The organism is Pseudarthrobacter sp. NKDBFgelt (assembly GCF_046097905.1).
GTDB classification, from domain to species: domain Bacteria; phylum Actinomycetota; class Actinomycetes; order Actinomycetales; family Micrococcaceae; genus Arthrobacter; species Arthrobacter polychromogenes.
In genome coordinates this window covers 59,776-73,080 of sequence record NZ_JBJURL010000012.1, presented here as the reverse complement: position 1 = coordinate 73,080, position 13,305 = coordinate 59,776, and the positions used below count along the sequence as shown (strand labels likewise).

The 13,305-nt window shown below is 64.3% G+C and carries 16 protein-coding genes; 10 read left to right on the top strand and 6 right to left on the bottom strand.

Annotation, left to right across the window (positions count from 1 at the left end; translation table 11 throughout):
* From ACKAE7_RS05470 to ACKAE7_RS05440, 7 genes are all read left to right on the top strand, one after another.
* A partial coding sequence (locus ACKAE7_RS05470; RefSeq protein WP_408978648.1) for a tyrosine-type recombinase/integrase occupies nucleotides 1–1,188 on the top strand: 1,188 nt, incomplete at its 5' end.
* Nucleotides 1,185–1,598: a DUF6262 family protein gene (locus tag ACKAE7_RS05465; protein ID WP_016359420.1), complete on the top strand. Its 414-nt coding sequence runs from the start codon at nucleotides 1,185–1,187 to the stop codon at nucleotides 1,596–1,598. The genes ACKAE7_RS05470 and ACKAE7_RS05465, both read left to right, overlap by 4 nt.
* A gap of 124 nt (nucleotides 1,599–1,722) precedes the next feature.
* Nucleotides 1,723–1,857: a hypothetical protein gene (locus ACKAE7_RS05460; protein ID WP_408978647.1), complete on the top strand. Its 135-nt coding sequence runs from the start codon at nucleotides 1,723–1,725 to the stop codon at nucleotides 1,855–1,857.
* Entirely contained in the window at nucleotides 1,854–2,189 is a 336-nt protein-coding gene (locus ACKAE7_RS05455; RefSeq protein WP_041653706.1) for a helix-turn-helix transcriptional regulator, read from the top strand. Before ACKAE7_RS05460 ends, ACKAE7_RS05455 begins: the two co-directional genes overlap by 4 nt.
* Before the next feature lie 499 nt (nucleotides 2,190–2,688).
* The gene (locus tag ACKAE7_RS05450) at nucleotides 2,689–3,696 is read left to right on the top strand and encodes a recombinase XerD (protein WP_350310825.1); all 1,008 of its coding nucleotides are present in this window, start codon (nucleotides 2,689–2,691) and stop codon (nucleotides 3,694–3,696) included.
* Between the two features lie 580 nt (nucleotides 3,697–4,276).
* Nucleotides 4,277–4,657 carry a hypothetical protein gene (locus ACKAE7_RS05445; protein ID WP_264963806.1) on the top strand — a complete coding sequence of 127 codons (381 nt, stop codon included), beginning with the start codon at nucleotides 4,277–4,279 and terminating at the stop codon, nucleotides 4,655–4,657.
* A gap of 134 nt (nucleotides 4,658–4,791) precedes the next feature.
* Complete coding sequence (locus ACKAE7_RS05440) at nucleotides 4,792–5,463, top strand: hypothetical protein (protein WP_408978646.1); 672 nt, start codon at nucleotides 4,792–4,794, stop codon at nucleotides 5,461–5,463.
* Nucleotides 5,464–5,557: 94 nt separating this feature from the next.
* Here ACKAE7_RS05440 and ACKAE7_RS05435 read toward each other — a convergent pair whose 3' ends face one another.
* The 5 genes from ACKAE7_RS05435 to ACKAE7_RS05415 all read right to left on the bottom strand — a co-directional run bounded on the left by ACKAE7_RS05435 (nucleotide 5,558) and on the right by ACKAE7_RS05415 (nucleotide 9,834).
* The gene (locus ACKAE7_RS05435) at nucleotides 5,558–6,154 is read right to left on the bottom strand and encodes a DNA-binding protein (protein ID WP_264963808.1); all 597 of its coding nucleotides are present in this window, start codon (nucleotides 6,152–6,154) and stop codon (nucleotides 5,558–5,560) included.
* Nucleotides 6,155–6,580: 426 nt separating this feature from the next.
* A complete protein-coding gene (locus ACKAE7_RS05430; protein ID WP_264963638.1) occupies nucleotides 6,581–6,829 on the bottom strand; it encodes a helix-turn-helix domain-containing protein in 249 nt (82 codons plus the stop codon).
* Between the two features lie 94 nt (nucleotides 6,830–6,923).
* Nucleotides 6,924–7,865: a hypothetical protein gene (locus ACKAE7_RS05425; protein ID WP_264963637.1), complete on the bottom strand. Its 942-nt coding sequence runs from the start codon at nucleotides 7,863–7,865 to the stop codon at nucleotides 6,924–6,926.
* A 17-nt stretch (nucleotides 7,866–7,882) separates the two neighbouring features.
* Nucleotides 7,883–9,442, bottom strand: a complete 1,560-nt coding sequence (locus ACKAE7_RS05420) for a relaxase/mobilization nuclease domain-containing protein (RefSeq protein WP_264963636.1) — start codon at nucleotides 9,440–9,442, stop codon at nucleotides 7,883–7,885.
* Nucleotides 9,442–9,834, bottom strand: coding sequence for a MobC family plasmid mobilization relaxosome protein (locus ACKAE7_RS05415; protein ID WP_264963635.1), 393 nt, complete (start codon nucleotides 9,832–9,834; stop codon nucleotides 9,442–9,444). The genes ACKAE7_RS05420 and ACKAE7_RS05415 overlap by 1 nt, the downstream gene beginning before the upstream one ends.
* Before the next feature lie 432 nt (nucleotides 9,835–10,266).
* On the opposite strand from ACKAE7_RS05415, the gene ACKAE7_RS05410 reads away from it, so the two are divergent.
* Nucleotides 10,267–11,058: an IclR family transcriptional regulator gene (locus ACKAE7_RS05410; protein WP_264963634.1), complete on the top strand. Its 792-nt coding sequence runs from the start codon at nucleotides 10,267–10,269 to the stop codon at nucleotides 11,056–11,058.
* A gap of 80 nt (nucleotides 11,059–11,138) precedes the next feature.
* Here ACKAE7_RS05410 and ACKAE7_RS05405 read toward each other — a convergent pair whose 3' ends face one another.
* The gene (locus ACKAE7_RS05405) at nucleotides 11,139–11,924 is read right to left on the bottom strand and encodes an IclR family transcriptional regulator C-terminal domain-containing protein (protein ID WP_264963639.1); all 786 of its coding nucleotides are present in this window, start codon (nucleotides 11,922–11,924) and stop codon (nucleotides 11,139–11,141) included.
* A gap of 249 nt (nucleotides 11,925–12,173) precedes the next feature.
* Here ACKAE7_RS05405 and ACKAE7_RS05400 point away from each other — a divergent pair, with 249 nt between their 5' ends.
* The gene (locus ACKAE7_RS05400; protein ID WP_157894436.1) at nucleotides 12,174–12,323 is read left to right on the top strand and encodes a hypothetical protein; all 150 of its coding nucleotides are present in this window, start codon (nucleotides 12,174–12,176) and stop codon (nucleotides 12,321–12,323) included.
* A 114-nt stretch (nucleotides 12,324–12,437) separates the two neighbouring features.
* Complete coding sequence (locus tag ACKAE7_RS05395; RefSeq protein ID WP_408978645.1) at nucleotides 12,438–13,250, top strand: aldo/keto reductase; 813 nt, start codon at nucleotides 12,438–12,440, stop codon at nucleotides 13,248–13,250.
* The last annotated feature ends 55 nt before the right edge of the window (nucleotides 13,251–13,305 follow it).

Here is a 13,305-nt window from a genome sequence, read left to right as displayed (position 1 = left end):
TTCCTCGCCCGCACCATCCCCCACTCCGACGGCCCGGACTGCATCGACCGCGGCATCCTGGAACGCTTCCTCGCCGAGCTCGCCCGGGACAAACGGGCAGTAATTTCCCGTGGCCGCGACGTCAGCTCCCTGAACGCCTTCTTCGCCGCGATCCGCCGCCACGACTGGGCCAAAGACCTGCCGGCATCGGCGAACTTCTACCCTGAAGACTTCCCACGACCAGCCAAACGACTGCCCAGGGCCCTGGCCGATCACATCATGGCGCAACTGGACCAACCCGAAAACCTCGGCAAATGGACCAGCCCCGACAGCCGGCTACTCACCCTGATCCTAATGCGCTGCGGACTGCGCGTCGGGGACGCCTGCAACCTCGCTACCGACTGCGTGGTCCGTGACGGTGACGGCGCCCCCTACCTGCGCTATATGAACCGGAAGATGAAACGCGAAGCCCTCGTACCCCTCGATGAGGAAGTCCACGCCGCCATCCTCGATCAGCAGCGACGCGTCCGCGAACGATTCCCCGACGGCAGCAACTGGTTGTTCCCGGCCCCGAAGATGAACCCCGACGGAGCAAAACCGCTCACCACGCACTCCTACCGCGGACAGCTTGAAGACTGGCTGGAACGCTGCGACATCCGCGACGAACACGGACAAGAGGTGCGCCTGACCCCACATCAGTGGCGCCACACCTTCGGGACAACACTGATCAACCGCGACGTTCCCCAGGAAGTTGTCCGGGTCCTCCTCGACCACACCTCGGCGGAGATGACCGCCCACTACGCCCGGCTGCACGACACAACCGTGCGCCGCCACTGGGAGGAAGCCCGTAAGGTCAACATCAACGGCGACACCATCACCATTGACCCGCAAGGACCACTCGCCGAAGCCAGCTGGGCCAAACAACGCCTCGGTCGCGCAACACAGAGCCTGCCGAACGGATTCTGCGGGCTGCCGGTTCAGAAGTCCTGCCCGCACGCCAACGCCTGCCTGACCTGTCCCATGTTTGTCACCACCGCCGAGTTCCTCCCCCAGCACCAAGAGCAGCGCCGCCAGACCGTCCAGATCCTGTCCGCCGCCGAAGCCCGCGGACAGACCCGGCTCATCGAGATGAACCAGGCAGTACTGCACAACCTGGACCGCATCATTGACTCCCTCGACGACACCGCACCCGACGAGGCCGCCGGATGAACCGCTCCGACAACAGCCGGCACCTGGTCAAAGCTGCACAGCAGCGCGCGGCGCTCACCAGGTCCAAAGCCGTCCAAGCGCTGCGCACCCTTCATGCGGAAGGCCGCCCGGTCACTTTCGACGCCGTCGCCAGATACGCCCGGGTCTCCCGGTCCTGGCTTTACACCCAGCCCGACCTCCGCGCCGCAATCGAACGCCTCCGCCAAAACCAAGCCGCCCCGGAGCCCACACCGGAATCCCGGCCACAGCGGGCAAGCGAGGCCTCGCTACGGCAACGACTAGAAGCGGCCAACGACAGAATCAGACGACTCAACGACGAGAACCAACGACTGCGACAGCAACTCGCACACGCCCTCGGACAACGCCGCCAAAGTCCATCACCAGACCCCGCGACCATCCCGAATCCATAACGGATCCACGAGAATGGAAGGACAGCCAATGCCACCGTCATGCACGTCCCGGACACACCCACCAACACAAAACCGCAGGCCAGAGGCACACCAGCCCGACGGGCTCAAGATAATCCAGCATCAGATGGGCCACGAACATGCCTCCACCACGGGGATCTACCAGTTTGTCAGCGATGACTTTCGCAACGCCACGCTCCGCGCGGCCCTGGACCGCACCATGGACGAAGTCCTGGGCGTGCAGCTGCGGGGGCAATGGTGAGGCGCGAAGTCGAATACAAATGGCGGCTTTCGGAGCTCATGGCAGCCCGGGGACTTCACAACACCACCGACCTCATCCCTCTTCTGGCTGAGCGCGGCATCACCCTCTCACGGCCACAGGTCTACCGGCTCGTCAACCAGAAACCGGAACGCGTCGCATTGCAGGTCATCGCCGCGATCTGCGACATCTTTTCCTGCGGCCCCGAGGACCTCATCACCGTCACAGCCGCCGACGCTCGAGCCCGGAAAACCGGCACCAGCGCCCCCAACGTCGTCGACTTGAACCGCACCGTCAGACCACGACGGGCACGCATCATCGACGATGACCACTGAGCAACCCCAAGGCCTGACTCCGCGGAACACCAGCCGCGGCCGGCCCCGCACCACCGGGACCGCGACGTGCGCACGCTGCGGCCGGGCCGCCGGCAAGACACGAGCCACCTGGCCTGAAGGAAAAATCTGCGGACCCTGTTTCACTACAGCCACCCGCACTCACGGGACCTGCCCCGACTGCGGCCAGCACCGGTTGCTGCCCGGACCGCCCTCGGCCGCCGGGGGTCCCCGCTGCGCACCCTGCGCCGACATCCTCCATGACTTCCACTGCAGCCGCTGCAACACGGAAGGCGAGTTCTACCGGCGTGGCATCTGCGCCCGCTGCGCCCTCCGGGACGACCTCAATGAACTGCTGCTCACACACGGGGCCGCCCAAGAGACAGTGAGCAAGATCGTTGATGTCCTCTGCAAGGCGGACCGGCCTGAGAGCATCATCACTTGGAAACGCTCCCCCAAGGTCCAAGCCCTTCTTGTTTCTCTGTCATGCGGAAAGACTCCCTTGACGCACGAAGGCTTCGACGCGGCAGCTGAGTCGGCGGAACGACCAGCCAATCACCTGCGGGCCCTGTTCATCCATCACGGGCTCCTCCCCTACCAGGACCCGCATCTGGCCCGGTTCGAGACCTGGATTAACGACAAACTCCGCGACCTGGCTGAAGAAATTGCTAAGCCCGTCCTGCAGTTCGCCACCTGGCATCACCTCCGTCGCATCCGGTCCATGACAACACCGGAGAAGAGCGCCCAAGCCCCGGTGCACTCCGCCAAACAAGAGATCACCGAAACTATCAAATTCCTGGCCTGGCTCCGGGATACCCACCAGCGGACTGCCGCGAACTGCAACCAGCAAGACGTCGAAACCTGGCTCGCCACCGGACCGACAACCAGGAAAGCCATCCGCACGTTCATTGTCTTCATCAAGAACACCGGCACAAACCACCGGGTGGAGATGGGCCACTACACCGCGAAATCACGGCCAACGATCACCCAGGACCAGCGCTTGGCATGGCTGCGGGAACTACTCACAGGCACCAGCGAGTCCCTGCCCTACCGAATCGCCGGCGCGCTACTGCTTCTCTATGCCCAACCACTGGTCAGGGTTGCCAAACTCCGTGTCGACGCCATAGAGACCAACGAAACCACCGGGGCTATGCGGGTCACCTTAGGTCTCCACCCAGTGCCCACCCCCGAGCCTGTCACGGAACTCATTCGAGAGCACCTGGCAAACCGGCCAAACCTCAGAACCGGTTCAGATACCCAAAGCCCTTGGCTCTTTCCCGGAACACGAGCCGGCCAGCCTCTTCACCCGAACACCATCATGGACAGGCTCCGCAGCCTCGGTATCGACCTGCGCGGCGCACGAAACACCGCCCTCGACGAACATCTCCTAGCCTCACCGCCACCACTGGTCGCCGACGCCCTCGGATACGGCCACCAAATCGCCTTCCTCCACGCCGACGCAGCAGGCGACGCCTGGTCACGCTACGTCAACCTGCGAAGTAGACCTTGAGCTTTCTCGAACCTGTGACCTTCAGGCTGCGCTAGGCTCACCCCATGACGGCGCGTGGTCAAGCTCGAGAACCGGAGTTTGGAGGGATTGCTCTTGAAAAAGGTCTTCTTGTTCGGGTGGGTGCTAGTTGCTGCCATTGGTGTTTACGTTGGCGCAATCGTCCAAGATGAGGGCTCTCGCATTGCAGCTTTCGCAGCTGCTGCCTGTGCTGCTGCTGTCGCAGTGTTTGAGCTCGTAGGGCTACTACGCCATGGACACGGGAGGTCAAGAACGAGTGTCGAACGCAAGCACCCTGAGAACTGAGCGCGGGTGTCTCCCTGCATGTCCCAACCACGGGCCCTATGGGAGGAATACGCCCACGTCCAATCCGCAGGGATGCCAGTAGTTTGCTTTAAGCTTCAAGTGAACTGCTATTTTCAGAATACACCTACCACTCCTGCTGCCCAATCAGAACGGGGCTAACACCGGACACTGAGGAGTACCGACCCGTCTCCTCTCCAGCTTTGGCCAGCCCACAGTTCCGCTTGTTTAGCGTTGCATTTTCGTTGCTTTCCTTTTGCAAGCCTGCGATGATGGAGAGATGGAAGCAACGACCCGGCATGACATTCACCTGGGGACCACCCGGATGAATATCCACGACCTTGTGCGCGAACTCAATGAGAATCTGGGTACGACCGTTGTCCAGACCATGGCCGGAGTGAAGGACCGCACGTCTCCGTTTCGCTGGGCGAAGCCTGACGGCCCGGAGCCCCGCCCGGAGGTCGAGTCACGCCTGCGCCTGGGTCATCGTGTCTGGAAGACACTTGAGCTCGCTGAAGGAAAGCATGTTGCGTTGGCCTGGTTGATGGGCGCCAACCCGCGCCTGGACGAGGAACTTCCTGTCCTTTACATTCAGCAGCTGCGTTCCCGGGAGGTTTTGGGGGCAGCCGAATCGTTCGTGAATGACACTTACGCCGCATGATCACGGCCGACAAGGTTCGCCGGTGCGACTTGACGGGGCTGACTCTTGTTGGGGCTGCCGGCGAGATTTCGTTCAGGGTGGCGAAGGACCGTTACGGTGCGTTGTCGGTCAGGAAGAATTCCATCGTTGGCCCGATGCCTATCGGAACGGCCGCAGGCAGCGATTCCCGGGGACGGTACGACAGCATAGGCTCGACGATCTATCTCGCCGACTCCCGCCAGTGCGCCTACGCCGAGGTATTGCTTGGCTTCCGGCAGCAGCGCGCGTCCGTTGCCAAGGCCGCGGAATCCATCGGATGGACGGTCGAGGACTACATCGCCAGTGTCCGGGCCCAGGCCGAGGAGAACGGGATTGACGTCCCATGGGCCATATCCGTGGACTGGCAAATGGACCGTTCGATTTACGAAATTCGCCTCCCTGGTCAGGGGTGGTGGGTTCAGATAGACGACGCGGCCACCCTCCGCGCCCTTGAAGCCCTCACACCAACCACGGCGGGGCTGACCGAACGCTTGCAGCTCCTCACGGCCGGCTCCCTCACCGGTGACGACCGTGATCTGACAACCCTGCTCGCGCACGTTATCCGCGGAACGGTGTTAGACGATGGCTCAGAACCACTGGGTATCAGCTACCCGTCAAAAACACTGACTGGAAGGTGCTGGGCCTACTGGGACCGACGGGCTGACGAAGGCCTCTCCCCCAGCCGCAACGGCCTCCTGCAGCTGACCTCCGAAAATGTCGGACCGGACCCTGAATTCCACCGTGTAGCCGAACTGTACGGTCTACCGGTCCTCGGAGCTCGCCCGTGAAATCAAGGAAATCTTCCGAGCGCCGCTCCGATAGGCCGCCAACCGCTGGCGGCTGCAGGACTTGCCGGCCGTTGGCAGAGGGGTCCCGGCTAGATCAGGCATCAGGTTCTTCGCCACTCTGAGGCTGCTCGGGGGTAATGCGCTGCAGCAGCGCGTCATGGGCTTCCTGGAGCGCGTCCGCGCGGGCCTGCGCGGCGGCCGCCCGGGTTGCTGCTGCCGCAGCTTCGGCCGCTGCTTCCTGGCCGGCTGAGCGGGCCTGCTCTAACTGCTCGGCATTGGTGGTTAGCTGGCGTTCCAGCTCCTCTATTTTGGCCACCAGCTCGGAGACAGCGGACTCCTTTTCGGCCGTCACTTTGTCGAGGTCGGCAACAAGCTCGGCGACCTCTTCATTCAGCTCCTTTTTCTCCCGGGCCCAGAGCTCGCCGGTGGCGGCGTGGCGCTCGTTCGCAATGGTGGACGCTTCCGCCCAGACAGCCCCGGCCAGACGCGCCGCCTGCTCGAGGATGGCCGGCGGGGTCGCCGCGACCTGACCTCCTGCGGACTGCTTCTCCTCGGCCCATTCCTTCAGATAGCGGGTGGCGTCGGCGTTACTAACGCCCGCAGCAGATCGAACAGTGGACACGGTCGGGCGCCGCTCGGCGCTGATCTGCTCCGCGGCAGCAAAAACCCGGTCTTTAGCACTCGAACTCATTCGAAAACCCTCAGTAGTAGTAGGAGTAGTACCAAAACTACTCCTACTACTACTAATCGGCAATACCGCGCTGTCCCGGGGCCCGCGGTTCCCCGTCCATGTGGGTGGGGTAGGGCCTCAGGCCAGAGGGTCTGGGTAGCGGGGATTCCTCGTGGGTCGCCCCCCAGGCGCAGAGCGGTTTGCGCCGCCCAAGAGCCTTGCCTTGGGGACGATACGCGTCCACGAAAAGAGTAGGAGTAGTAGTAGATGCCTCCTACTACTACTGGGCGTCTCTTGGTAAAAGATCGGCAGGGCCTTCGGGATCAGCCGGCAGGGTGCCGAGAAACGCTGGGAGGGCCGTATCCGCGGATGAGCGCACGCCAGCGTAGGACGCTTGGAGACGCCGGACCGCCCGGGAGCACAGGGGTTTCCGCCCCTCCAGCGCCCCTATTCCCCTTCCGGCACGTTGTCCGCCAGTTCGCCCGCGGCGATCCGCTCAGCGGTGCGCCGGTAAGCATCTGCGATATAGTCCTCGAGATCCTGGCGCCCAACGCGCCAGAGCCCCCGGCCCCCAACCTGAAAAGCGCGAAGCTCTCCAGTATGAATGAGGTTCCGGATGAGGCTGCTTTTGCACTTCAATTCTTCGGCGACCTGCTCGATGGTCAGAAAGCGGCGCTTGCCGGGTTCAGCGGTCACCCGGACATCCTAATGTGAGCAGCACCCAGCCGGGGCCAATTTGCGGGCCCCGGGCCATCCGGTGAGATTTCCTGGGCTGGACGGCCTGCAGGGCTTACCGGCTCATGCCCTTTTGAAGGAGCTTTGTCGGGCCGTTGGCTCCGCGCGTCTTGCGGGCCTTTGCAGGCCTCGATCCCTTGCCTACGGCTGCGCTGGGCGGAGTGCCCTGATCCTGGTCCGCAACGAGCCGTGCATCTACAGCCTCGCGGTCAGCAACCCCTTCGAGGCTGGCCGCCAGTTCCTGTCGGCGCTCGGCTGAGTCGTATGTGGCTCCTGCTTCGCCACGCAACTGCTCGGGGCGGTGATCGGCACGGGCGGCTGTCCAGTCTTCAATCAGCCGCCTTTCCATGTCGTCCTCGACGGCTACGCCGTCTGCAAATTTGTGCCGCTGTTCCCAGTTGTGTGCCTCGATGGGTTTGGTCTCCCGGAGCCAGGCCAGCGCTTCGTCCAAGTCCTCCCTTGAGGGCTGATCAACGGCCTCGGCGCGCTTCCTGTCTTCCCGATCGGCCTCGGCCAGCAGTTGCACAGCCTGGGCGTTCTCGTCACGGCCGGAACGGCGTTCCTGTTCTGCCTGTTCGCGGTCCCGCTCGGCTTTAGCCAGGGCCTCCGCCACCGTTGCTTCATTGGCACCGAGGTTGTCCACGTCCAAGCCGTAGCGGCGCTGCACCTGGTCACGGATCACCTCGGCCGCGTCGCGCGCCGCCGGATCGTGGTCTTTCCACGCGGTGGCCGCCTCATGTGCCCTTTCGATGTCGCGGCCGGTGGCCGTGTCCCACCACCGGTTGTCCATGACGGGGGCGAGCTGTGCACGGGCAGCTGCCCGCTCGGCATCGAACCGTGCCTGCAGTTCGCGGGCCTGTTGTTCCTCGGCCGCTTGGGCGCGGCGCAGCTCTTGCTCGCGGGCTCTGGCCAGCTGCTCACCGAGCCGGCCGGCGACGGTCAGCGCAACGCGCGACATTCCCTCAAGAGCCTCATCAATGCCGTCAGATTCGCTCATGGTTCCCCTCCTTGGTGTTATCTCTCAATGTCTGGGCGGGTATTCCCGCTTCGGGTGCCCGCGTGGGTGCGTGCCTGCACATATTCCGGCAGCAGCACGGACCCCGCGGGCCGACCGGCAACCTGGCCGGCTGTGCTCGCGCGTACCGCGGCGGCAGCTTCGCTATCCGCTGTGGGCGTTGACGCTGGGACGGCGGGCAGTGCGGCCGCGACCTGGCTCAGTTGGTGCTTCACCATGTGGCTGATCTGGCGTGCTCGGCGCAGATCATTTGAGGCCTTGTGCATGTCGTGGACGGCCTTTGCGACGTTGAGCAGCTGGCGCAGCATGATTGCCTGCGCGGCTGTTCCGGTGCCGCCCATCGAAGCTGCCATGAGCATGAGCGAGGCTCCGCGGGCAGATGGTCCTGCGCTGCGGATGGGGCGGACTGGGTAACGCCGCAGTTGTGCTGTCTTGGACAGCTCGTCGGCCGCTGCTGCGAGTGGTCCGGGCGTCGCCTCGGTTGCCGTGGACCAGGCGGCGAAGGCGCCGGATGTCTCGCGTGCAACCTGCGCCCAGGTCGCGTGATCGTCCAGCGGGACGGAGCGCAGCGTTTCGCGGAGCCGGGCAACTTCGTCGCTGTACTGCTCCCACATTTGCGGGTCCGGTTCGTGGGCTTCGCGGCCGATCGTGACCGGGCGGCGTCCACGTGCAGCTGCCTGCCATTCGGCGACCGCCTCGGCGGCACCTTGTGGGCTGTCAGGCCACTCGGCGCGGAGCTTGGGCAGAGCAAGGTCTTTGGCGAGGTGACCGCCGCCGAACCACACAGGCCGGCCACCTTTGGGAGGACGTTCTGCCACGCTGTAGCCGACCACGACGTCGTCACGTCCGGACGCGTACCGCGGCCTGACCAGGGCACCGGCACGGCGAAGGCGTCGAATGAATTCGGCCTCATCCTGGGCGGACGTCGCGCAGGCACGGACCTTGCGTTCCAGGGACCGGCGTTCCGGTTCCGGGGCTCCCCGCCGCTCGGACGCTTCACGTTCACCGGGCCGGAGGCCACGGGTGGAATGCGTGGGCGAAAGTTCTTCCAGGCCGTACTTTTTCTCAAGCTCCCGGGCGGCCTGTTGCGCGCGGGGGAAGTCCCGCCAGCTGCTCCACTTCGTGCCGTCCTCGCGGACCATGGAGGCAGCGATGTGGATGTGGTCGTTTCCGGCTTTGCTGTGGCCGTGACGGACCGCCACCCACTGGGCCGGCGCCCGTCCGCTGGCTTCGGTGAAGCCCATCTCGTCCATGAAGTCCTGCGCAATCTCAGCCCACTTCTGGTCGGTAAGGTCGCCTTCCTCGGCGCGCAGCGAAAGCGAGCAGTGCCAGACATGGCCGCCGGGAATCTCGACGCCCAGGACGCTTCTTGCCCGGTCCAATTCCTTGGCAATGGCCTGCGCCGCGTCGGCGTTCAGTTCGTCATCGTTGTGCCAGGCCATGATCGACGGTGAGCCCGCGACCAGGTGTGGGTCGGTGTGTTCGTTCGCCCGGCCCGGACCGGCAAGGTAGGCGATGAGCCCGTGCATACGGGTGCCCTTGGTGATGTTGGGAATCATCAGCGAACCATCGAATCAAGCATCGTGTTGATCCGGTCCGCGACCGCACGCACCCGGGTCAACACCGTGCGGGCTGCTTCCGGGAATTCGTCCGTGGCGTTCGCGTGCCGGGCGAGCTGGTTGACGTTGTTCGACAGGGCAGCAAGGTAGCGGCGGGCCGCAATGAATTCAACGGCCATCGCCCGCCGCTCATCCAGCGACTCGGAGTTCTCCGCGTACAGGGCAGCGCTGACCAGAATCTCCGAGGGGCTGCGCCCGGTCCGTTCCTCCAGCACCTTCAACTGAGCACGTTCGAACTCCGACATCGACACCCGCACGTACTGGGTGTCGCCGTCAATGTTGGCGCGGCGGCGGCGGGAGATCCGGCGTGGCGACTTCGGCTCTTCAGTCATCCCGGTCCCCTCCCCCAATGCCCAGCGCAGCGCCCCGGAATCTCCGGGCCACACTGACGAGTGTGCCGCATCCAGGGCCGCAGGCCGTGGATCAACACGCGGGTTATGGCACATAACCATCTAGCTTGCTCCGGTCGCTCCGACCGAGGTCCTGCTCCGCTGGCACGTCCAATAGGGCCTCGTACCCATCGTCCAGACGTCAGTACCCATCTGGCTCAGCGAAAACATCTCCGTCTTCGACTTCGCACTCTCCACTGCCTGCGACTCCGATGCACCGGAAACCTTCCCGGTCCCGACATGGCGGAGCTGCCGGACCTCGGAGGGCCGTTCAACATAGCGACCGCCTGGAGGCACGGAATCGCCAGGCTGGGCGTCAGCCCGTCAAGCCTGGCGATTCCGACAGCCCCGCCGACGCTGGGTATGATTAGTAAAATGCGATCAACAGATGCGGACGACAGGGCAAAATACGGCCCTCCTCCGCAGTACCCCATAGAATCTGTTGACAACGCCCTCCGCCTCCTCCTGCTTTTCGAGACCCAGCCCAGCATCAGGCTGACGGACGCAAGCAAGTATCTGGGTGTAGCTTCCTCGACTGCCCACCGGCTCATGGGCATGTTGCTCTACCGTGGATTCGTGCGCCGGAATCCGGCCACCCGGGCCTATGAACCTGGCCAGGCACTGGGCTCCATCGCTTTCGCCATCCGACGCCAGAGCGACGTCCGGACCGTCGCCCGCCCGTTCCTGGAACGGCTCTTCGACGAAACCGGGGAGACCGTCCACTTCGCTAGGCTTGAGGGAACAGACACGCATTTCCTCGATGCCATCGAAAGCTCCCGCGCGGTGCGCGTTGGCTCCCGTCAGGGCCGGATGATTCCCGCCAACTGCGCCGCCACGGGAAAAGCCATGTTGAGCCGGCTCAGCGATGACCAGCTACGGAACCTTTACCCCCAGCAAGAGCTCCCCGGCCTGACCAAGGCCTCCATCACGTCCCGGGCGGACCTGGAATCGGCTCTGGACAAGATCAGGCAGACCGGTTTTGCAAGCAGTGACGAAGAAAGCGAGGACGGCGTGACGTCCGTCGCCGTCGCCCTCACCGATCCAAGCGGCACCCCCTACGCCCTCAACGTCTCGGTGCCGGCCCACCGCATGTCGGACCAACTCCGCGTCGAACTCGGTGCCAAGCTTCAGGCGGCCGCTGAAGAATTGCAGGGCCTGCTGGTCTAGGCCCACGCGCCGATCCCCGCCTCCGGCCGTTCCTGACGGAGCCGGCCAGCGGTGGCGGAGGGACGTCGGACAGCGAGCTGTTACCGGCCGCAGGCGCTCAGCTGCACGCCCAGTCGCGGTAGACTCGCGCACATTGGAATCGAAAACCCGGTTGGAACAGGCATCGCCGGCGGCGAGCTCGGCTGCGATGCCTGCCGGGCCCCCAGCAGGCGGGGCAGGACGGTGGTGCGCAGGGCATCGGCGCTGACGCGGGTGGCGTGCGCGGAGACGTTTACGGCCGCGATGATGCCGGTCCCGGCATCCCGCACGGGGACGGCAATGGACCGCAGGCCCTCGGTCAGCTCCTGGTCGGCCAGCGACCAGCCTTGCTCCCGGGCCGCGGTTATCCTCTTCCGGATTTCCTCGCGGTCGATCGCGGTGTTGCCGGTCAGGCTTTCCGGCACCAGGGCTTCCAGATATTCATCAAGCTCCCCCTCGGTGAGCCCGGAGAGAAGGACGCGCCCGGTCGCCGTCGCGTACGCCGGCAGGCTGGTGCCGATGATGATGTTGACGGTCAGGACGCGGTCGGCGTGGACCCGGTCCACGTAGACCACGCTGCCCCGGTGCAGCACCGTCAGCGATGCTGTCTCGCCAGCCTCCTGCACCAGCGACGCAAGGTGCGGATGGGCCACCGCCAGCAGCTTATGGCTCAGCAGATAGGCATCCCCGATCTCCAGCACTGCTAGCCGCAAGGAATAGCCACTGGCGTCGTAGGACAGATAACCCAGGTATTCCAGGGTGAGGATGAATCGCCCCGCCGCGGTCCTGGCGATCCCGACGAACTCGGCAACATCCGAGACCGACAATGGCCTGTCCTGGCTGCTGATAGGCCTTCAGCACGGACAAAGCCCGGGCCAACGCCTCGACATGGCCCGGGTCGCTCTTCTTCAAAAGGGAGGCGGTCTCCGGGAGGCTTGGCCCTATCCGAAGCTATCTCATGGCGATGCGTTTAATGGCCCCCACTGGCGAGGATTACAGGCCAGACGGCGCTGGGCGGGCGGCTACCACTGCCACACCGGCAGATCTCGCCAGTTCTCTGCTGAACGGAATTAACATCTGGACAGCAGTTATGCGTTGTGCTTCACTTGCTGGATTACGGCGACCGTGCCGAGCTGCCGCATCTGGCCAGTCTGTTCGACATCGACAACAAGTGTGGCGGCGGCGTTGGCTTGCAGGAGGCAAACGCCTACCTTGAGCTGACCGCACCCGTGATGGCCCAAACATAAAGAGCTGAGGCTTCAGCCGTTTAGCAAACTATCGACAGATCCGAAAGACGAGGCCCTCCGATGATAAATGAAACGAGTACGGCTCCGAGACCAGGTGCGACCTCAAGGCTGCCCTTGCTGAACGGACACAGTATGCCGCGGATCGGCCTCGGAACATGGCCGATGCTGGACGCCGAATGCGAGCAAGCCGTCCGCTGTGCCGTGCAGACCGGCTACAGGCTGGTCGACACGGCCGTTCAATACCGCAACGAAGAAGCCGTGGGCCGCGGCATCAGAACCGCCGGCGTCCCGCGGGCGGAACTCTTTATTTCCAGCAAGTTCAACAAGGAGTCCCACAGCGTCGACGGCGTCCGTCGGGCGTACGACGAAAGCCTGCGGAAGCTTAGGGTCGACTATCTGGACATGTTCATGTGCCATTGGCCGGTGCCGGCGCTTGGCGCGTATGCGGAGGCATGGAAAGGCCTTGTAACCCTGTTAGAGGAAGGCGCCGTCAAGGCCATCGGCGTCTCCAACTTCAAGCCGGCCCACCTGAGGAAAATCATCGAAGCGACCGGAGTCGTTCCGGACGTCAACCAGATTCAGCTAAGTCCCGCTCTGGCGCGCACACAACCGCGTGCGGTCCACCGGGAGCTGGGAATCCTCACCCAATCCTGGAGCCCGATCGGCCGTGAATCCGGACTGCGTGCGAACCCCCTTGTGGTGGCCATCGCCGACCGTCTGAACAGGTCACCTGCCCAGGTCCTGCTGCGATGGCACATTCAGCAGGACCTGGTGCCCATCCCGCAGGCTTCGGACCCCGTCTGGTTGAGAGAGAACATCTCTGCGTTCGATTTCACCCTGACCGCCGACGACATGAACGATCTGGCCCGCCTGGATATGGGCGAAACTGCTGCGCGGGACTCAGATGCTGCGGAAAACGGTCACTGAATCCCGGCCAACGGACGCGGTCCGGCGGGGCCTCGGCCACTCGGCCGACTGGGGC

Coding starts and splice junctions, on each gene's coding strand:
- ACKAE7_RS05460 (WP_408978647.1), top strand. CDS start 1,723: ATGGGCCACGAACATGCCTCCACCACGGGGATCTACCAGTTTGTCAGC.
- ACKAE7_RS05445 (WP_264963806.1), top strand. CDS start 4,277: ATGGAAGCAACGACCCGGCATGACATTCACCTGGGGACCACCCGGATG.
- ACKAE7_RS05465 (WP_016359420.1), top strand. CDS start 1,185: ATGAACCGCTCCGACAACAGCCGGCACCTGGTCAAAGCTGCACAGCAG.
- ACKAE7_RS05415 (WP_264963635.1), bottom strand. CDS start 9,834: ATGACTGAAGAGCCGAAGTCGCCACGCCGGATCTCCCGCCGCCGCCGC.
- ACKAE7_RS05435 (WP_264963808.1), bottom strand. CDS start 6,154: ATGAGTTCGAGTGCTAAAGACCGGGTTTTTGCTGCCGCGGAGCAGATC.
- ACKAE7_RS05440 (WP_408978646.1), top strand. CDS start 4,792: ATGCCTATCGGAACGGCCGCAGGCAGCGATTCCCGGGGACGGTACGAC.
- ACKAE7_RS05410 (WP_264963634.1), top strand. CDS start 10,267: ATGCGATCAACAGATGCGGACGACAGGGCAAAATACGGCCCTCCTCCG.
- ACKAE7_RS05425 (WP_264963637.1), bottom strand. CDS start 7,865: ATGAGCGAATCTGACGGCATTGATGAGGCTCTTGAGGGAATGTCGCGC.
- ACKAE7_RS05420 (WP_264963636.1), bottom strand. CDS start 9,442: ATGATTCCCAACATCACCAAGGGCACCCGTATGCACGGGCTCATCGCC.